This is a genomic window from Pseudarthrobacter albicanus (assembly GCF_018224015.1).
Classification (GTDB): domain Bacteria; phylum Actinomycetota; class Actinomycetes; order Actinomycetales; family Micrococcaceae; genus Arthrobacter; species Arthrobacter albicanus.
The window spans coordinates 47,844-65,225 of sequence record NZ_JAGPOT010000011.1; the positions used below are offsets into that span (position 1 = coordinate 47,844).

18 protein-coding genes are annotated in these 17,382 nt (G+C 67.5%); 6 read left to right on the top strand and 12 right to left on the bottom strand.

From position 1 onward, the window contains the following. The first annotated feature begins 44 nt into the window (after window positions 1-44). Complete coding sequence (locus J9611_RS04060) at window positions 45-680, top strand: SACE_7040 family transcriptional regulator (RefSeq protein WP_307857014.1); 636 nt, start codon at window positions 45-47, stop codon at window positions 678-680. A 53-nt stretch (window positions 681-733) separates the two neighbouring features. Here the strand turns inward: J9611_RS04060 and J9611_RS04065 are convergent, their stop codons facing one another. The 4 genes from J9611_RS04065 to pdhA all read right to left on the bottom strand — a co-directional run bounded on the left by J9611_RS04065 (window position 734) and on the right by pdhA (window position 5,214). Beyond that, on the bottom strand, window positions 734-1,372 hold the full coding sequence (locus J9611_RS04065; RefSeq protein WP_211877948.1) for a DoxX family protein: 639 nt from the start codon (window positions 1,370-1,372) through the stop codon (window positions 734-736). Between the two features lie 286 nt (window positions 1,373-1,658). Beyond that, on the bottom strand, window positions 1,659-3,017 hold the full coding sequence (locus J9611_RS04070) for a dihydrolipoamide acetyltransferase family protein (RefSeq protein ID WP_211877950.1): 1,359 nt from the start codon (window positions 3,015-3,017) through the stop codon (window positions 1,659-1,661). 8 nt (window positions 3,018-3,025) lie between these two features. Next, the gene (locus J9611_RS04075) at window positions 3,026-4,036 is read right to left on the bottom strand and encodes an alpha-ketoacid dehydrogenase subunit beta (RefSeq protein ID WP_211877953.1); all 1,011 of its coding nucleotides are present in this window, start codon (window positions 4,034-4,036) and stop codon (window positions 3,026-3,028) included. After that, window positions 4,036-5,214 (bottom strand): pyruvate dehydrogenase (acetyl-transferring) E1 component subunit alpha, encoded by a 1,179-nt coding sequence (gene pdhA / locus J9611_RS04080; RefSeq protein WP_211877956.1) that lies wholly within the window; start codon window positions 5,212-5,214, stop codon window positions 4,036-4,038. Before pdhA ends, J9611_RS04075 begins: the two co-directional genes overlap by 1 nt. A gap of 196 nt (window positions 5,215-5,410) precedes the next feature. Here pdhA and J9611_RS04085 point away from each other — a divergent pair, with 196 nt between their 5' ends. After that, the gene (locus J9611_RS04085) at window positions 5,411-5,884 is read left to right on the top strand and encodes an Lrp/AsnC family transcriptional regulator (protein WP_211877960.1); all 474 of its coding nucleotides are present in this window, start codon (window positions 5,411-5,413) and stop codon (window positions 5,882-5,884) included. A gap of 125 nt (window positions 5,885-6,009) precedes the next feature. Here the strand turns inward: J9611_RS04085 and J9611_RS04090 are convergent, their stop codons facing one another. Then, complete coding sequence (locus tag J9611_RS04090; protein WP_211877961.1) at window positions 6,010-7,644, bottom strand: monocarboxylic acid transporter; 1,635 nt, start codon at window positions 7,642-7,644, stop codon at window positions 6,010-6,012. Continuing rightward, entirely contained in the window at window positions 7,641-8,021 is a 381-nt protein-coding gene (locus J9611_RS04095) for a DUF485 domain-containing protein (protein WP_211877962.1), read from the bottom strand. The genes J9611_RS04090 and J9611_RS04095 overlap by 4 nt, the downstream gene beginning before the upstream one ends. Window positions 8,022-8,187: 166 nt before the next feature. Here J9611_RS04095 and J9611_RS04100 point away from each other — a divergent pair, with 166 nt between their 5' ends. From J9611_RS04100 to J9611_RS04115, 4 genes are read left to right on the top strand one after another with little or no spacing between them, the layout of a single operon-like run. Next, on the top strand, window positions 8,188-9,360 hold the full coding sequence (locus J9611_RS04100; protein WP_211877963.1) for a sensor histidine kinase: 1,173 nt from the start codon (window positions 8,188-8,190) through the stop codon (window positions 9,358-9,360). Between the two features lie 52 nt (window positions 9,361-9,412). After that, window positions 9,413-10,132, top strand: a complete 720-nt coding sequence (locus tag J9611_RS04105) for a LytR/AlgR family response regulator transcription factor (RefSeq protein WP_211877964.1) — start codon at window positions 9,413-9,415, stop codon at window positions 10,130-10,132. After that, complete coding sequence (locus tag J9611_RS04110; RefSeq protein ID WP_211877966.1) at window positions 10,129-10,506, top strand: DUF485 domain-containing protein; 378 nt, start codon at window positions 10,129-10,131, stop codon at window positions 10,504-10,506. The genes J9611_RS04105 and J9611_RS04110 overlap by 4 nt, the downstream gene beginning before the upstream one ends. A 7-nt stretch (window positions 10,507-10,513) precedes the next feature. After that, entirely contained in the window at window positions 10,514-11,980 is a 1,467-nt protein-coding gene (locus J9611_RS04115) for a sodium/solute symporter (RefSeq protein WP_211877967.1), read from the top strand. 15 nt (window positions 11,981-11,995) lie between these two features. Here J9611_RS04115 and J9611_RS04120 read toward each other — a convergent pair whose 3' ends face one another. From J9611_RS04120 to rpsB, 6 genes are all read right to left on the bottom strand, one after another. Next, complete coding sequence (locus J9611_RS04120) at window positions 11,996-12,574, bottom strand: DivIVA domain-containing protein (protein ID WP_211877968.1); 579 nt, start codon at window positions 12,572-12,574, stop codon at window positions 11,996-11,998. A gap of 81 nt (window positions 12,575-12,655) precedes the next feature. Beyond that, window positions 12,656-13,570 (bottom strand): phosphatidate cytidylyltransferase, encoded by a 915-nt coding sequence (locus J9611_RS04125; protein WP_211877969.1) that lies wholly within the window; start codon window positions 13,568-13,570, stop codon window positions 12,656-12,658. Next, the gene (frr, locus tag J9611_RS04130) at window positions 13,570-14,127 is read right to left on the bottom strand and encodes a ribosome recycling factor (protein WP_211877970.1); all 558 of its coding nucleotides are present in this window, start codon (window positions 14,125-14,127) and stop codon (window positions 13,570-13,572) included. The genes J9611_RS04125 and frr overlap by 1 nt, the downstream gene beginning before the upstream one ends. A 79-nt stretch (window positions 14,128-14,206) precedes the next feature. Continuing rightward, on the bottom strand, window positions 14,207-14,941 hold the full coding sequence (gene pyrH / locus J9611_RS04135) for a UMP kinase (protein ID WP_211877971.1): 735 nt from the start codon (window positions 14,939-14,941) through the stop codon (window positions 14,207-14,209). A gap of 284 nt (window positions 14,942-15,225) precedes the next feature. Next, window positions 15,226-16,062, bottom strand: coding sequence for a translation elongation factor Ts (gene tsf / locus J9611_RS04140; protein WP_211877973.1), 837 nt, complete (start codon window positions 16,060-16,062; stop codon window positions 15,226-15,228). A gap of 137 nt (window positions 16,063-16,199) precedes the next feature. Continuing rightward, window positions 16,200-17,138, bottom strand: coding sequence for a 30S ribosomal protein S2 (rpsB, locus tag J9611_RS04145; RefSeq protein ID WP_211877974.1), 939 nt, complete (start codon window positions 17,136-17,138; stop codon window positions 16,200-16,202). Between the last annotated feature and the right edge of the window lie 244 nt (window positions 17,139-17,382).

Genomic DNA, 17,382 nt, shown 5'->3' on the forward strand with positions numbered 1-17,382 from the left:
AACTGTGATGTCCAACATGGACACGTGAAACGAGGGATGTGCCGGTGACCGAGCCCAGCCAGACGACCCAGCCTCCATCTACCCAGCGCAGCCAGGCCAAGGAGAACCGCCGGCAGGCCCTGTTGTCCGCGGCCGCGGCGCTGTTCGCCGTCGAAGGTTTCAACCGCGTCTCGCTGGAGGACCTCGGGGCCGCGGCCGGAGTCAGCGGTCCGGCGGTCTACCGCCACTTCGCCGGGAAACAGGCCGTGCTCGGCGCCCTGCTGCTGAGCGTCAGCCAGGACCTGCTCGACGGCGGCCGCCGCGTCGTGGCGGAGTCCGACGGCACACCGGCGGCCCTGGCCGGGCTGGTGGCTTTCCAGGTGGACTTCGCCCTGAGCAATCCCGACGTCATCCGGGTCCAGGACCAGGATTTCAGCAGCCTCACCGACGACGACCGGACGGAAGTCCGCACTCTGCAGCGCAGCTACGTGGAACTGTGGGTGGATGTCCTGGCGGAACTGCATGCCGGCACCGACGGCACCGAACTGCGGGTACGGGCGCACGCGACCTTCGGCCTGATCAACTCCACCCCGCATTCGGTGCGCAGCCACGGGCGCCGGCTGGCGCTCAGGCGGGCCAGGCCGCTGCTCGAGAGCATGGCACTGGCTGCTCTGATGGCCCCGGCAGCTCCCGGGGACTAGCCGCAGGGGCTCAATGGCGTCCGGCCGCGACAGTTTCCAATGTTTGTAACAATTCACTCTTCCGGAGCTACGCGTTTAAGGAGCGCTAGTGTCTCCGGCGCTTCGGTCTGATTTTCGGGCATCGGGACAGGTGATTTCGCCGTTCTCGGGCTCGTATGGGTAATGAGAACCAGGGCGGCAGCGATGAGCACGCTGTTTTTTGCCACGAATTCGCCATCGGCCGTCAGCAGCAAAGGGTTGCTGTCGCTGAACATCAATGCGGGCGCCATTGCGAAAGTGGAGAAAGTTCCTGCCAGGTGCAGACCCACTGCCAACAATGCCAGGCGAAGGAATGCCCCGCTGATTAGCAAGGCGCCAAGCCCCAACTCCGCCATTCCCAGTAGCACGAGCACGAGATGGTTATGGCCGAATGGCAGTGTTTGCGCGATGAGGCCGGCCACCGGAGAACGGCCAATGATCTTGAGCCCACCAAACCATACGAACAGGACCCCGAGCAGCAAGCGCAGTGCGGGCAACGTGACCGGCCGCAGTGACCCCGCGATCACTTGGTCCAGGGCATGTACCCTGTCGGCGACCCTGATGAGACCGGGGACGTGTGTTCGATCGAGGCGTAATCGAGCCAGCCAAGTCCGTGGGCGCAAGGGCCGGCTCAGCCTCGTTGACGAGCGGAAGGTTCTTGTTTCATCAGACATAATTTCATCTTCTTCCTCAAAGCAATCGGGCAGGCAGGCCGTCCCGGCTGAAACTGTGGCCCCCGCTGCTTGAGGAATCCTTGAGGAAGTCGGCCACAACCGGTGGGAGCGCCCCTTTCGCCGGCGGTCCGGGGGGACTTTGGCGCGGACACGCCGGGAATAGCGGCCTCGCAGTCGACAATTGCCCGCAAAGTGCCCCCGGACGGAAGAAGGCTGCCTATGACAAAGCCGCCGGCCGCCCCTTCCTTTCGAAAGGGGCGGCCGGCGGCTTCATTGGCCTGGGTGGCTAGACCATGGCCAGCGCCATGCCCGGATCGGCCAGGATCGTGCCCAGGTCCTGCAGGAAGCGGGACCCCTGTTCGCCGTCGACCAGCCGGTGGTCGAAGGACAGGCTCAGCGTCATGACCTGGCGCAAAGCCACCTCATCCTTGTACTCCCACGGCATCTTGCGCACGGCGCCGAGGGCCAGGATCGCGGCTTCCCCCGGATTCAGGATGGGCGTGCCGGCGTCGATGCCGAAGACGCCGATGTTCGTGATGGAGATCGTGCCGCCGGAGAGATCCGCCGTGCCGGTTTTGCCTTCCCGTGCCGTGTCCGTCAGGGCGGTCAGCGCCGTGGACAGTTCGGCGAGGGACATGCGGTCCGCGTCCTTGATGTTCGGCACGGTCAGCCCCCGCGGAGTCGCGGCCGCGATGCCCAGATTCACATAGTTGAACTGGACAATCTCCTGGTGGGCTTCGTCCCAGCGGCTGTTCAGCGCCGGGTGGTTCCCCAGGGCGATCAGCACCGCCTTCGCCGCCAGGGTCAGCGGCGTGAGCTTGTAGCCGGCGAACGCATGGCTGGCCTTGAGCCTGGCCAGCAGGTCCATGGTGGCGGTGACGTCGATGGTCAGGAATTCCGTGGCGTGCGGCGCCGTGAAGGCACTCGCCACCATGGCGGCGGCGGTGAACTTGCGGACGCCCTTGATCGGGGTCCGTGTCTCCCGCACGCCGGGCGCCGGGGCCGCGGCTTGAACCGCCGCCGGCTCTCGGGCTGCCGCCGGCAGGTCCCCGCCTCCGACGAAGGTCTGCACATCCTCGCGGGTGATCAGCCCATACTCCCCGGTGCCGGTCACGGCTTCGAGGTCCACTCCGAGGTCCTTGGCCAGTTTGCGCACCGGCGGCGTGGACCTCGGCCGCTCGGCCGGGCGGGACGGAGGGCCGGCCGGCGCCGGGGTCTCCGCCGCCGGCTTGGTCTGAACGGGCGCGGCCGCCGCCGATGCGAACGTGCGGGCCCGGCGGGCGGGACGGCCGGAGCTTTCCAGCACGGCACCGTAGCCGACGAGGTTGGGCTCCCGCTTGGCAGCCGCGGCCCCGTCGGCACCACCGCCCGCAGCGCCGGCGGGGGCGCCGGCGTCGTGAGCATCATTTTGGATTTCGAACGAAACGATCGGCTTCCCCACCTCCACCACCGTGCCCGGCTGTTCGAGCAGGGCGGTGACCACTCCGGCGTAGGGCGAGGGAAGTTCGACGACGGCCTTGGCCGTTTCCACCTCCGCAATGATCTGGTTGAGGGAGACCGTGTCCCCCACTCCGACCTTCCAGCTGACGATTTCAGATTCGGTCAGCCCTTCGCCGAGGTCCGGCAGCCTGAAATCCTTGATCATGGTGGCGCTCAACCTTCCAGCCCGCTCAGGGAGTTGGGGCGGCCAAGGGCACGGTCGACGCCGTCAAGGATCCGGTCCAGGCCGGGCAGGTGGTGCATTTCGAGCTTGGAATACGGGTACGGGACGTCGAAGCCGGTCACCCTGACCGGGGCGGCTTCGAGGTGGTGGAAGCAGCGTTCGGTGATGCTGGCGGCCAGCTCGGCGCCCACGCCGCCGGACTTGCCTGCCTCATGGGTGATGACCAGGCGTCCGGTCTTCCGGACCGAGGCTTCCAGGGTCGCGAAGTCGACCGGGGCCAGCGAGCGCAGGTCGATCACCTCGACCGAGACGCCCTCGTCGGCGGCCGCGGTGGCGGCGTCGCGGGCTGTCTTGACGAGCGGCCCGTACGCCACGAGGGTCACGTCCCTGCCCTCGGTGACCACGCGGGCCTTCTCCAGGGAGAGGGCGGCGCTGAGGTCGAGCGACTCGTCCACCTCGCCCTTGTCGTGGTAGCGGCGCTTCGGTTCGAAGAAGAGCACCGGATCGTCCGAGGCGATGGCCTGCCGGATCATCGTGTGGGCGTCCTGCGGGTTGGAGACGCTGACGACGCGCAGCCCCGAGGTGTGCGTGAAGTACGCCTCGGGTGATTCGGAGTGGAATTCCGGGGAGCCGATGCCGCCGCCGAAGGGGACCCGGATGGTGATGGGCATCTTCACGGCGCCTTGCGTGCGGTAGTGCATCTTGGCCACCTGGCAGACAATCTGGTCGAAGGCCGCGTAGATGAAGCCGTCGAACTGGATCTCCACCACCGGGCGGTAGCCGCGGTAGGCCAGGCCGACGGCGGTGCCCACGATCCCGGATTCGGCGAGCGGGGTGTCCACGACGCGGTGCCTGCCGAAGTCTTTCTGCAGCCCGTCGGTGACGCGGAAGACGCCGCCGAGGGTGCCGATGTCCTCCCCCATCAGGATCACTTTTGGATCGTTTTCCAGGGACTTGCGCAGGCCCGAATTGATGGCTCGGGCAAAGGTCATCTGCGTCATCAGCGTGCACCTTCTTCAGAAGCGGCTTCCGCGGGGTCGCCGAAGGAAGCCAGGTAGCGGGAATAGTGGTCCTGCTGGCGGTCGAGCCAGGAATTGGGCGTGCTGTAGACGTGCTTGAAGATGTCCAGGGGCTGCGGCTCGGGCATGTTGATGCAGCCGGCCCTCAGTTCCTTGGCCACGGCGTCCGCCTTCGCGGCGACGGCGGCTTCGAATTCAGTGCCGAACAGGCCCTTGCGGTCAAGCAGTGATTTCAGGCGTGCGATCGGGTCCTTCGCGGCCCAGTCCTCGAGCTCGTTGGCGTCCCGGTAACGGGTGGGATCGTCCGCCGTCGTGTGCGGGCCCATCCGGTAGGTGACGGCCTCGATGAACGTGGGGCCGCTGCCCCGGCGTGCCCGGTCGAGGGCGATGCGGGTTGCGGCCATCACGGCCAGGACGTCGTTGCCGTCCACCCGCATGCTGGGGATGCCGAAGCCGGAGGCCCGGTCCGCGAGCTGGACGTGGGACTGCAGCCGGACCGGCTCCGAGATCGCCCAGTGGTTGTTCTGGCAGAAGAAGACCACCGGTGCCTGGAAGCTGGCCGCGAAGACCATGGCCTCGTTGGTGTCGCCCTCGCTCGTGGCACCGTCACCGAAGTAGGCAACGGCGACCGAGTCGGCGCCGTCGTTCTGGATACCCATGGCATAACCGGTGGCATGCAGCGTCTGCGCGCCGATCACAATCTGCGTCGTTGCCATGTTCACGGTGTACGGGTCCCAGCCGGCGAAGGCGTTGCCCCGCCAGACGCGCACGATGTCCGTCAGGTCCACCCCGCGGCAATAGGCGACGCCGTTATCGCGGTAGCTGGGGAACACGAAGTCGTCCTCGCGGAGGGCCCGCGCCGAGCCGATCTGGGACGCTTCCTGGCCCAGCAGCGGCGGCCACAGGGCGAGTTCGCCCTGGCGCTGAAGAGCGGTGGCCTCGGTATCGATCCGGCGGATGACCACCATGTCTTCGTAGAGCGAGCAGAGCTGTTCATCGCTGACATCCTGGACCCAGGGGTCGAACTCGGGATGGCTGACTCGTTCACCCGCCGGGGTGATGAGCTGGACGAGATCCCCGCCCGTCCGGCTGGTGGATCCTGCACTGTTTCCCGGGCCGCCGGCGGCAGCGCCGCCCCTGCCCGTTTCGTCCGTAATCACAGTTGTCCGCAACCTTCTGACGTCGTCTGACCGGCGCTGCCAGGACTCGTGATCCCGGTGCACGCCCGCCGCCCGGGCGCCGTTGCCCCGGATAATTGTGACCCTACTCACAATGCTCATCGGGTACAACCACCCGCGGATAAGTTGAGCATTATGCCCTGTCCGGAGGCCAGCGACCGTGCTAATCTTGCGCATTATGCAACCCTTGGATGGCACCGACACCCGGCTGCTTTCGGCCATGGCCCGAGATCCCCGGCGGACCGTCGTGGCCCTGGCCCAGAAGCTGGGCTTGTCCCGGAACACCGTGCAGGCGCGGATGGCCCAGCTGGAGAAGAAGCACGTCTTCCTCTCCTTCGAACGCCGCATCAACCCCGTCTCGCTCGGCTACCCGCTGATGGCGTTCATCTCCGTGCACGTCCAGCAGCAGAAGCTTGGCAAGCTGGCGGTGGAGCTGGCGGGCATCCCGGAAATCCTCGAGGGGTACGGCCTGACCGGCTCCGCCGACCTCCTGCTCCGCGTTGTTGCCCTCGACGCCGAGGACCTTTTCCGGGTCAACGGCAAGATCCTGGCCTGTGACGGCGTGGACCGGACGGATACGGCCCTGGCGATGGGCGAACTCATTCCCTTCCGGGTCCAGCCGCTGCTGGAACGGGCCTCCGCCGAGGGCTGAGCGAGGCACGGACCGACGCTCCCTCACCTCCTGCGGGGCCTGGGCCGACGCTCCCTCACGTTTCGCGCCATGGGCGCGAAACGTGAGGGAGCGTCCGGCTCTACCGCGCGAGACGTGAGGGAGCGTCAGTGGCTGACGGCCTTTTCGGCGCCCACCCCGGTGAGGGAACGGACTTCCATTTCGGCCTGCTTGGTGGTGTCCTCGAGTCTCTTGTCCAGCACCGTGCCCAGCCAGCCCAGCAGGAACGCGAGCGGGATGGAGACGAGGCCGGGGTTGCTGAGCGGGAAGATCGCGAAGTTTGCCCCCGGGATCATCGAGGTCTTGGTACCGGAGACCACCGGGGACAGCGCGATCAGGAGGATGGCCGAGCCCAGCCCGCCGTACATGCTCCACAGCGCGCCCCGGGTGGTGAACCTGCGCCAGAACAGCGAGTACACAATGGTGGGCAGGTTGGCCGAGGCGGCCACGGCGAACGCGAGCGCCACGAGGAACGCGATGTTCTGGCCGTTGGCGAAGATGCCGCCGATGATGGCGAGGATGCCGATCACGACGACGGTGCGGCGGGCCACCTTGACCTCGGTGTCGGCGTCGGCCTTGCCCTTGCCGCCGTCCCTGCCCTTGGCGATGACGTTGGCGTAGATGTCGTGGGCAAAGGACGCTGCCGCGGTGATGGTCAGGCCGGCAACCACGGCGAGGATGGTGGCGAAGGCCACCGCCGAGATGAAGCCGAGCAGCAGCGGTCCGCCCAGGTGGAAGGCGAGCAGCGGCGCCGCGGAGTTGACCCCGCCCGGAGCGGCCTTGATCGTGTCAGCGCCCACCAGGGCGGCCGCGCCGTAGCCCAGGACCAGGGTGAAGAGGTAGAAGATGCCGATCAGCCAGATCGACCACACCACGGATTTGCGGGCTTCCTTGGCGGTGGGGACCGTGTAGAAGCGCATCAGCACGTGCGGCAGGGCGGCGGTGCCCAGGACCAGGGCCAGGCCCAGGGACATGAAGTCGAGCTTGGTGGTCTCGGTCTTGCCGTACTGCAGCCCCGGGTTGAGCATGCTCGGGTTCTTGGAGGTTTCCACCGCGCCGCCGAGCAGGTCCGAGAGGTTGAAGCCGTAGATGGCCAGGACCCAGAAGGTCATCACCGCGGCACCCGCAATCAGGAGCATCGCCTTGATGATCTGGACCCAGGTGGTGCCCTTCATGCCGCCGATCAGCACGTACATGATCATCAGCGCGCCGACGACGACGATCACCAGCGCCTGGCCGCCCCAGTCGCTGATGCCCAGGAGCAGGGAGATCAGGCTGCCCGCGCCGGCCATCTGCGCGAGGAGATAGAAGAAGCAGACCGCGAGCGTGGAAATGGCTGCCGCGATGCGCACCGGGCGCTGCTTGAGGCGGAACGAGAGCACGTCGGCCATGGTGAACTTGCCGGTGTTGCGCAGCAGTTCGGCGACGAGCAGCAGGGCCACGAGCCACGCAACGAGGAAGCCGATGGAGTACATGAAGCCGTCGTAGCCGTTGATGGCGATGGCGCCGGTGATGCCTAGGAAGGAGGCCGCCGAGAGGTAGTCGCCGGCGATGGCCGTGCCGTTCTGCGGGCCGGTGAAGGAACGCCCGGCCGCGTAGTAGTCCGCCGCAGTCTTGTTGTTGCGGCTGGCCCTGATCACGATCACCATGGTGATGGCGACGAACAGGGCGAAGATGCCCATGTTCAGCAGGGTGGTGTCCTTGAGATCCGCAACGTTAACTGCGGGAACCATGAGTGTCATTTTGCTGTCCCGATCGCTGGATTGCCGTGCTGGTCGAACTCGTGGCCTTCGATCTCGTGGCGGATCTCGGAGGCAATGGGGTCAAGCTTCCGGTTCGAGTAGCTGACGTACCAGCCGGTGATGGCGAACGTGGACACGAACTGCAGCAGGCCCAGGATCAGGCCGATGTTGATGTTGCCCCAGACCTTGGTGGACATGAAGCCGACGGCGTAGTCGGCCAGCAGCACGTAGGCGAAGTACCAGAGCAGGAATGCTATGGCCATGGGAAAGACAAAGCTGCGGTGACGTTTGCGTAGTTCCTGGAACCGCTCCGTCGACTGGACTTCCTTGAAGTCCACGGCCGCCGCTGCGTCCGTTTCGTGGGCGTCGTGACCCATCGTTCCTCCTCATTGAGACGGGTGAGTCCACACCGGCTGCACAGTCCGCCAATGTGACTACAATCACTGTGCACAGTGACTGGCGCTACAATCCATAGCCTCCGTGCCCTGCGTCGCCCAACGGCCGGGATGCTGCGCCCAGCGGCACCGGCGGTACGCTGGCACCATGCTGGACTCTCCCCTGCTTACCGCCGCCGCGGTGGCCGTGATCGCCATGGCGATCGCCGTCGTCGCCGCCGTCGGGCTGAAGGTCCTCCGTTCCTTCCGGGAGCTGGGCACCGATGCGGAACGGGCCACCTACAGGACGCTGCACGCGGCGTCCCGGGCGGGGCAGCACCTGCGGACCGGCCTGAATCCGACCGGGGCGGCCAAGGCCAGCCGGCAGCTGCGCGGCCTGCTCGGCTGCGACGCGCTGGCGATCACCGACACGACGGGCGTGCTGGCGTGGGACGGCGCCGGCGAGGAGCTCAGGCCGCTGCTGATGGGCCTGGCGGCCGGGGTGCTCGACGGCGGCCCTACCGCCGTGATCCCGGCCGGGGCGGACCTGCAGCGCGCCGCGGTGATCGCCCCGATCAGGGCCGGCACCCGGGTGGTGGGCGTCGTGGCCGCGTTCGCCCCGGCGGCCGGCGCGGGCCTGGTCCGGGCCACGAGCGAGGTGGCCGACTGGGTGGCGGCGCAGGTGGAGCTGGCAGAGCTCGATGCCTCGCGCACCCTCCTGATGGAAGCCGAGGTCCGTGCGCTCCGGGCCCAGATCAGCCCGCACTTCATCTACAACTCGCTGAACGCGATCGCGTCCTTCATCAACACGGACCCGGTGCGGGCGCGGGAACTCGTCGTCGAGTTTGCCGACTTCACCCGCTATTCCTTCCGCCGGCACGGCGACTTCACGACGCTTGCCGAGGAGCTGCGCTGCATCGACCGCTACCTGCTGCTGGAGCGGGCCCGGTTCGGTGACCGCGTGCAGGTGAGCCTGCGGATCGCGCCCGAGGTGCTCAGCACCGTGATCCCCTTCCTGAGCCTGCAGCCCCTCGTGGAAAACGCGGTGCGGCACGGCCTGGAGGCCAAGGAGGGCCCCGGCCATATCTCCATCACGGCGAATGACTCCGGCGCCTTCGCCGAGCTGAAAATCGAGGATGACGGCGTGGGCATGGATCCGGAACAGCTGCGCTCCCTGCTCGCCGGCCACAGCGAAGGCGACCACGTGGGGCTGCGCAACGTCGATGCCCGACTGCGGCAGGTCTACGGCGAGGACAACGGGCTGGTCATCGAGACCGCCCCCGGCGAGGGCACCCTGGTCACCATGCGTGTCCCCAAGTCGCAGCCCCGTCACGACGCCTGATCGAACCAGCAAACCGGCGCAGGTCAAAACGCCTCGGCAGTAGGCTGGGACCATGATTAACGTCCTCGTCGCCGACGACGAGCTGCCCGCCGTCGAGGAACTGGCCTTCCTGCTCGGCCGTGATGACCGGATCGGCACCATCCACCGGGCCTCCTCCGGCGCCGAGGCCCTGCGCGCCCTGGAAGCCGGGGACGTCGACGCCGTGTTCCTCGACATCCACATGCCGGCAGTATCCGGGCTCGACATCGCCAGGGTCATCGCCCGCAGCGCCCACCCGCCCGCCGTCGTCTTCGTCACCGCGGACGAGGACTGCGCGCTGGAGGCGTTCGAGCTCGCGGCCGTGGATTACCTGCTCAAACCCGTGCGCGCCGAACGGCTGGCGAAGTCGGTCGGGCGCATCAGCGAACTGCTGAAGGACGGCGCCCCGGCGCCGGAGATGATCACGGTGGACCTGGGCGGCACCACCCGGATGATCCGGCGCGAAGACGTCACCTACGTGCAGGCGCAGGGCGACTACGCCAGGCTCCACACCGCGGACGCGAGCTACCTCATCCGGGTGCCGCTCGCGGATCTCGAACAGCAATGGGCCGACGCCGGGTTCATCCGCACCCACCGCTCCTACCTGATCGCGCTGAACCACGTCAGCCATCTGAAACTGGCCGCGGCGAGCCCCAGCGTGACCGTGGCCGGGGCCGAACTGCCCATCAGCCGCCGGCACCTGCCGGCCGTGCGGGAGAAGCTCCAGTCGACCCGGGTCCGGCCGCAGTCATGACCCGGGTCCGCGTCACCGCCCCGCGCGCCGGTGCACGGGGCGGCGCGGCGCTTCCCGTTGCGCGGTCGGCCGCCGATTCGCGCGAAGCCGCGGAGGAATCCGACGCCGGGCAGGTGTTTGTCCGGTCGCTGATCCGGTCGCAACTGCGGCTGGGCCTCGTGGTGGCCGGGGGCTTCCTGCTGATCCTGCTCGGCTTCCGGCTTATGCTCGGGCTGGTCCCGGGACTGGCGGCATCGAAGATTGCCGGCCTTCCCTTCGACTGGGTCCTGCTCGGCGCCGGAATCTATCCCGTGATCGGACTCGGCGCCTGGCTGTACGTGCGGACGGCGGCACGGAACGAGGCCCGGTACCGGGAGCTGGCGGGGGACAAATGATGCGGCCGTGAACCCGGCCCTCGGCCTTGCGGCGTTCGCCGCCGTCTCGCTGGCCACCGTCGTCATCGGCTTCTACGGGTTGCGGATCTCCCGGACCACCGGGGACTTCTATGTGGCCTCACGGACCGTCCGGCCCTGGTGGAACGCCTCGGCGATCGGCGGGGAATACCTCTCCGCCGCCAGCTTCCTGGGCGTGGCCGGGCTGGTCCTGCTCTCCGGCACCGATGCCCTGTGGTTCCCGGTGGGTTTCACCGCCGGCTACCTGATGCTGCTCCTGTTCGTGGCCGCTCCGCTGCGGCGTTCCGGCGCCTACACGATTCCGGACTTCACCGAGGCGCGGCTCGAGTCGCGGGCGGTCCGCCGGGTCACGAGCGTCGTGGTGGTGCTCGTCGGGTGGCTCTACATTGTCCCGCAGCTTCACGGGGCTGGCCTGGCCATCCGGACCACCACGGGACTGCCGGCCTGGGTCGGGCAGGTGGCTGTGGTCGCCGTCGTCTGCGTCACCGTGGTGGCGGGCGGGATGCGTTCCATCACCTTCGTCCAGGCATTCCAGTACTGGCTGAAACTCACGGCGCTGGCCGTCCCGCTCCTGTTCATCTTCTTTGTGCTCGCCGGCACCGGCGCCCCTGCCGTGGCGGACGCCGCCGTGAATCCCACGGGCGCGGCCCCGGCCGGGCCCTACCAGAGCATCTCCCTGTTCGTGGCCCTGCTGTTCGGCACGCTCGGGCTGCCGCATGTCCTGGTGCGGTTCTATACGAATCCGGACGGCCAGTCGGCGCGCCGGACCACCCTGATTGTGCTGGGCCTGCTCTCGGTCTTCTACCTGTTTCCGACGGCGTACGGCCTGACCGGGCGCATGTTCGCGCCCGGGCTGGCCCGGAGCGGCCACGCGGATGCCCTCGTGCTGCTGCTGCCGGGCCGGATGATCGGCGGGACGGCCGGCGACCTGTTGTCCGCCCTCGTCGTGGCCGGGGCGTTCGCCGCGTTCCTCTCCACGACCTCGGGCCTCGTGGTCTCGCTCGCGGGCGTGATCAGCCAGGATGTGCTCGGCGGCAGCGTGCGGGGCTTCCGGCTGGCGGCGCTGGTCTCCGCGATCGTGCCGCTGGGGTTCGCCTTCATGACAGAGTCCATGGCGCTGGCCGGAACCGTGGGGCTCGTGTTCGCGTTCACCGCGTCCGCCATCTGCCCCGTGCTCCTGCTGGGCATCTGGTGGCGGGGGCTGACGGACGCGGGCGCGATTGCCGGCATGGTGACCGGCGGTGTGCTCTGCGGCGGGGCCATGGTGGCCGGGTCGCTGCTGGGTGCCGCCGGGACGCCGTCGTGGCTCGCGCAGCCCGCCGCGTGGACGGTCCCGGCCGCGTTCGCCGTCGTCATTCTGGTGTCCCGGGCCACGAAGAGCCGGGTGCCGCGGACGATCACGCGGCTGATGACCCGGCTCCACAGCCCGGAACGGCCGCTGGCGACCGAGCGCTGAAACCGGCGGCGGACGTCAGTCGATCGAGGCCATCAGTTCCACGACGCGCTCCAGGAAGGCGTCGACCTGGCTTTCCTCGTAGCCGTCCCGGCCGGTGGCAGGGCGGAAGACCGCTCGGCGGATGTTGTCCACGCTCAGCGGCTGGTCTGCTTCGAGGTAGCCGATCAGCTCGTGGCACAGGTCGTCGACGTCGGTGGTGTTGTAGCTGCGGGCCTTGGCCTTGGTGGGGCGCCGGAAGCGCCGGCCGTCCGGTCGGTGCAGGCGGCCGCGGAGCACACCGGCAAGCCTGCCGATTTCGCGCAGCCACGCTTCCTCGCCGCCTTCGGCGACCAGTTCGTCGCGTTCGCGCCGAGCCAGGGCGTCTTCGAGGCGGTCCAGGGCGGCGTCGACGCCGGCGGCGGCATAACCGCCCTTGACCGGGTCGAAGGAGACGGCCCGGACGTCGGCGCTCTTGACCTGGCGGTCCGCCGAGTTGGGCGTCTCAAACGACTCCCGTGCACGCAGCAGGAACTGATCGACCTGCTTGGCGTTGTAGCCATACTGGTTCCGCTGCACGCGGTCAAAGGACGCAGGAATCTGCCGTTGAATGTCCACTGTAACTATGTTTCCTTCGGTGCCGTTCGGCTGGTTTGCCCGGCACCATTCTAGGGGCCGGAAGTGTTCGTCCGGGCGGGCCTACGCGCCGGCGGCGGCGAAGAGGATGAAGGCCACCGGCGACGCGAACACGATCGAGTCCAGCCGGTCCATCACTCCCCCGTGGCCGGGCAGGATGCTGCTCATGTCCTTGATGCCCAGTTCGCGTTTCACCATGGACTCGGCAAGGTCCCCGGCGGTGGCCGCCGCCACCATGCCCACGGCGAGCACCGCTCCGAGCCACCAGGGCCTGCCCAGCAGGAGGATACTGCCCAGCACGCCGATGACCATGGCCCCGCCGATGGAGCCCGCGAAGCCTTCCCAGGTCTTCTTCGGGCTGATTTTGGGCGCCATCGGATGCTTGCCCAGGAAGGCGCCCACGAGGTAGCCGAAGGTGTCGTTGGAGACCACCAGCAGCAGAAGCAAGGCGACCTGCCAGGCGCCGGGCGGCACCACGCCGCCGGGCCAGAGGCCCACCGGCGCCAGGCCGGCCGTGGTGTGCAGCGGCAGCACGGCGAAGCTGATCAGGAAGGGCACCCACGCCATGGTGAAGACGCCGGCGAAGATGCCGCGCGCCGAACCGGCGGCGCCTTCCAGGGAGCGCCACAGCAGCACGGCCACGCTGCTGGCCAGCATGGCGAAGAGCAGGCTTTCCAGGCCGCCGAAATAGGCGGCCACGGGCATCGCGACCGTCCCGGTCAGGACCGGGACGATGGGTAGCCGGGTGCCTGCCGCTTCCAGGGCCCGGAAGATCTCCCAGACGCCGAAGACGGCGAAGGCGGTGACGATCAGGACGAAGCCCAACGGGAGCAACAGCAGGCCGGCCAGGACGGCCAAAAGCATGCCAAGGCCCACCACGATGGCCGCGGGAAGGTTCCGGCCTGCCTTGGGCGTCGGGTTGCCGCGTTTCCCCCGCCCCCGGACGCCCGGCCCGGGGGCCTGTTGTGCCTGCCCCATCAGACCTCGAGCAGCTCAGCTTCCTTGCGCTTGAGCAGCTCGTCGATCCCGTCGACGTGTGCCTTGGTCATGGCATCGAGTTCCTTTTCGCCCCGGCTGCCCTCGTCCTCGCCGGCGTCGCCGTCCTTGACCAGCTTGTCCAGGGTTTCCTTGGCCTTGCGGCGGATGTTGCGGATGGAGATCTTGGCGTCCTCGCCCTTGGACTTGACGATCTTGACGTATTCCTTGCGGCGTTCCTGGGTCAGCTCCGGGATGGTGATCCGGATGACGTTGCCGTCGTTGGAGGGGTTGGCGCCGACCTCGGAGTCGCTCAGGGCGCGTTCGATGTCGCGCAGGGCCGTCTTGTCGAACGGGGTGATGAGGATGGTGCGCGCGTCCGGAACGGCGAAGGAGGCCAGCTGCTGCAGCGGCGTCGGCGAACCGTAGTATTCCACCAGCACCCGGTTGTACAGGCCCGGCGTGGCCCGGCCCGTACGGATCGAGGCGAAGTCTTCCTTGGCTACCTCTACCGCCTTGTCCATCTTGTCCCCGGCTTCGAGCAAGGTTTCTTCGATCACGATCTCTCCTCAAAAATTGGTGCGTCCCGGCGGGCCGGGACGCTGCACGGTCTTCGTCCTCAAGACATCCTAGCCGCTGCTAAGGGGTGACGACGGTGCCCAGCTCCTCGCCGAGGATGGCCCGAGTGACGTTGCCTTCGCCTTCCATCCCGAACACGACCATGGTCAGGTTGTTGTCCTTGCACATGGTCATGGCGGTCTGGTCCATCACGCGGATGTCGCGGCGCAGGGCCTCGTCGTAGCTGAGGTGGTGGAGTTTCTCGGCCGAGGGGTCCTTCTTGGGGTCGGCGGTGTAGACGCCGTCGACGCCGCTCTTGGCCATCAGGACGACGTCGGCGTGGACCTCCAAGGCCCGCTGGGCCGCCACGGTGTCGGTGGAGAAGTACGGCAGGCCGGCCCCGGCGCCGAAGATGACGACGCGGCCCTTTTCCATGTGGCGGATGGCGCGGCGCGGGATGTAGGCCTCGGCGACCTGGCCCATGGTGATGGCGCTCTGCACGCGGGTTTCCACGCCTGCCTGTTCCAGGAAGTCCTGGAGCGCCAGGCAGTTCATGACGGTGCCGAGCATGCCCATGTAGTCGGCGCGTGAGCGGTCCATGCCGCTCTGGGACAGTTCGGCGCCGCGGAAGAAGTTTCCGCCGCCGACGACGATGGCGACCTCGACGTCGGGGACTGCGGCTGCGATCTGCTTGGCCACGCCGCGGACGGTGTCCGGGTCAACGCCGAGCTTGCCGCCGCCGAAGACCTCGCCGGACAGCTTCAAGAGAATGCGGCGCCGGGTCTTTCCTGGCTGGGCTGAAGTGACGGTTTCCATGGTGCCTTCCCGTTGGTGGACTCTGGGCTAGATTATCGTGCTGGGGGGCCGGGGCGTGATTCCGCCCGGGCGGACGCATGCCGCCCGGGCGGTGCTTGTCTTGCGGTGCTTGTCTTGCGGTGCTTGTCTTGCGGTGCTTGTCTTGCGGTGCTTGTCTGGGCAGTGCTGGTCCAACTGTGCTATCCAGCCGTGGCTGGAGCGGGAGCATGCAAAAGGGGTGGCCACCACGGTGACCACCCCCTTAGCGTCTGTCTAATGCCTGACTGGTGTCCGGCTGTTCCTGGTCAGGAACCGACGCGGAAACGCGCGAAGGCGGTTCCCTTGACGCCGGCCTCTTCGAGGACCTGTGCGACGGACTTCTTGGCGTCCTTGGCGAACGACTGGTCGAGGAGGACCTCGCCCTTGTAGAAGCCCGTGACACGGCCTTCCACGATCTTGGTCATTGCCGCCTCGGGCTTGCCTTCAGCCTTGGCGGTTTCGCCTGCGATGCGGCGCTCGGACTCGACGAGCTCGGCCGGAACATCCTCGCGGGAGAGGTAGTTCGGTGACATCGCGGCGATGTGGACGGCGACGTCGTGGGCTGCCGTAGCGGCCCCTTCGCCTTCGCCGTCAACGGCGAACAGCACGCCGACCTGTGCCGGGAGGTCCTTGGAGGTCTTGTGCAGGTAAGCGTCGACCGTGGCGCCCTCGATGCGGGAGATCCGGCGGACAACAACCTTCTCGCCCAGGACGGCGCCCTCTTCGACGACAACCTCGGACAGCGGCTTGCCGTCGACCTCGGTGGCCAGCAGGGTCTCGAGGTCGGCAGCGCCGGACTCGACAGCAACGGCCAGGACCTTGTCGGCGAGCTGGATGAACTTGTCAGCCTTCGCGACGAAGTCGGTCTCGCAGTTGACTTCGATCATCACGCCGACGCCGCCGTCGACCTTGGCCGCAACCAGGCCTTCCGCGGTGGAGCGGCCTTCGCGCTTGGTAGCGCCCTTCAGGCCTTTGATGCGGATGATTTCGATGGCCTTCTCGGCGTCGCCGTTGGCTTCGTCAAGAGCCTTCTTGACATCCATCATGCCGGCGCCGGTGCGCTCGCGCAGAGCCTTGATATCAGCGGCAGTGTAGTTCGCCATGTGAACCCCTCTGTCTAGAAATTTTATGTGGTGTACGGACCGACAGGACGGCTGCCCACCGAGTGAGCGGCCATCCTGTCAGTACCCCCTGCACCGCGGACGGCATGTGGGGGAGATCCGGATTTACTTGTGCTTAGTTACTTGGCTTCGCCACTGGCGTCGTCAGCAACTTCGGTTGCCTCGGCAGCTGCCGGGGCTTCCTCTGCAGCAGCAGCGGGTGCTTCCTCGGCGGGAGCTTCGGGAGCAGCAGTGGCGTCAGCCGCAGCGGGTGCCTCTTCAGCGGCGGCGGGAGCAACAGCCGCTTCGGTCTTGCCGCCTTCGAGGAGCTCGCGCTCCCACTCGGCCATCGGCTCTTCCGGAACTTCCGTGGTCCCGGTGGCGCGGTTGTGGCGGGCGATGAGGCCCTCGGCAACGGCGTCGGCAACAACGCGGGTCAGCAGGTTGACGGAGCGGATGGCGTCGTCGTTTCCCGGGATCGGGAAGTCGACTTCGTCCGGATCGCAGTTGGTGTCGAGGATGGCAACAACCGGGATGTTCAGCTTCTTGGCTTCGTCGACAGCAAGGTGTTCCTTCTTGGTGTCAACGATCCACAGGGCGGAGGGCGCCTTCGTGAGGTTGCGGATACCACCGAGGTTGGTGGCCAGCTTGGTGAGTTCGCGGCGAAGGAGCAGCAGTTCCTTCTTGGTGTAAGCGGAGCCGGCGACGTCGTCGAAGTCGATCTCTTCGAGTTCCTTCATGCGCTGGATCCGCTTGGAGACCGTCTGGAAGTTGGTCAGCATGCCGCCGAGCCAACGCTGGTTGACGTACGGCTGGCCAACACGGGTGGCCTGCTCGGCGATTGATTCCTGGGCCTGCTTCTTGGTGCCGACGAAGAGCACGGTGCCGCCGTGTGCAACGGTGGCCTTCACGAACTCGTAGGCGCGGTCGATGTAGGACAGCGACTGCTGCAGGTCAATGATGTAGATACCGTTGCGCTCCGTGAAGATGAATCGCTTCATCTTCGGGTTCCAACGGCGGGTCTGGTGTCCAAAGTGGACGCCGCTGTCAAGCAGCTGGCGCATAGTTACGACGGGCATGCCGGCGCTCCTTCCGGCAGGTCATTCATGAGAGAGCCCTCAGGCTGTCTTACCCTGCCAATAGTTGACGGTTGTTCAGCAACACCCAGGCGGGCGCTGCTCCTGGCATCCACTGCACTCCCCATCCGGACCCAGGAGGTCCGGACCGCAGGAAGCGCAGTCCTCCGCACAGTGAAGAGTTGAAGCTTCGAATGAGGAGGGCTGGATACGCGTAGTCAGCCGCTGCTCCCCCGCACCTCTGAAT

Bases quoted from the DNA above. Each gene is read 5' to 3' on its own strand.
- J9611_RS04065 (WP_211877948.1), bottom strand. From the start codon at position 1,372: ATGTCTGATGAAACAAGAACCTTCCGCTCGTCAACGAGGCTGAGCCGG.
- J9611_RS04070 (WP_211877950.1), bottom strand. From the start codon at position 3,017: ATGATCAAGGATTTCAGGCTGCCGGACCTCGGCGAAGGGCTGACCGAA.
- J9611_RS04075 (WP_211877953.1), bottom strand. From the start codon at position 4,036: ATGACGCAGATGACCTTTGCCCGAGCCATCAATTCGGGCCTGCGCAAG.
- J9611_RS04085 (WP_211877960.1), top strand. From the start codon at position 5,411: ATGCAACCCTTGGATGGCACCGACACCCGGCTGCTTTCGGCCATGGCC.
- J9611_RS04090 (WP_211877961.1), bottom strand. From the start codon at position 7,644: ATGACACTCATGGTTCCCGCAGTTAACGTTGCGGATCTCAAGGACACC.
- J9611_RS04095 (WP_211877962.1), bottom strand. From the start codon at position 8,021: ATGGGTCACGACGCCCACGAAACGGACGCAGCGGCGGCCGTGGACTTC.
- J9611_RS04100 (WP_211877963.1), top strand. From the start codon at position 8,188: ATGCTGGACTCTCCCCTGCTTACCGCCGCCGCGGTGGCCGTGATCGCC.
- J9611_RS04105 (WP_211877964.1), top strand. From the start codon at position 9,413: ATGATTAACGTCCTCGTCGCCGACGACGAGCTGCCCGCCGTCGAGGAA.
- J9611_RS04110 (WP_211877966.1), top strand. From the start codon at position 10,129: ATGACCCGGGTCCGCGTCACCGCCCCGCGCGCCGGTGCACGGGGCGGC.
- J9611_RS04125 (WP_211877969.1), bottom strand. From the start codon at position 13,570: ATGGGGCAGGCACAACAGGCCCCCGGGCCGGGCGTCCGGGGGCGGGGG.
- pyrH (WP_211877971.1), bottom strand. From the start codon at position 14,941: ATGGAAACCGTCACTTCAGCCCAGCCAGGAAAGACCCGGCGCCGCATT.
- tsf (WP_211877973.1), bottom strand. From the start codon at position 16,062: ATGGCGAACTACACTGCCGCTGATATCAAGGCTCTGCGCGAGCGCACC.
- rpsB (WP_211877974.1), bottom strand. From the start codon at position 17,138: ATGCCCGTCGTAACTATGCGCCAGCTGCTTGACAGCGGCGTCCACTTT.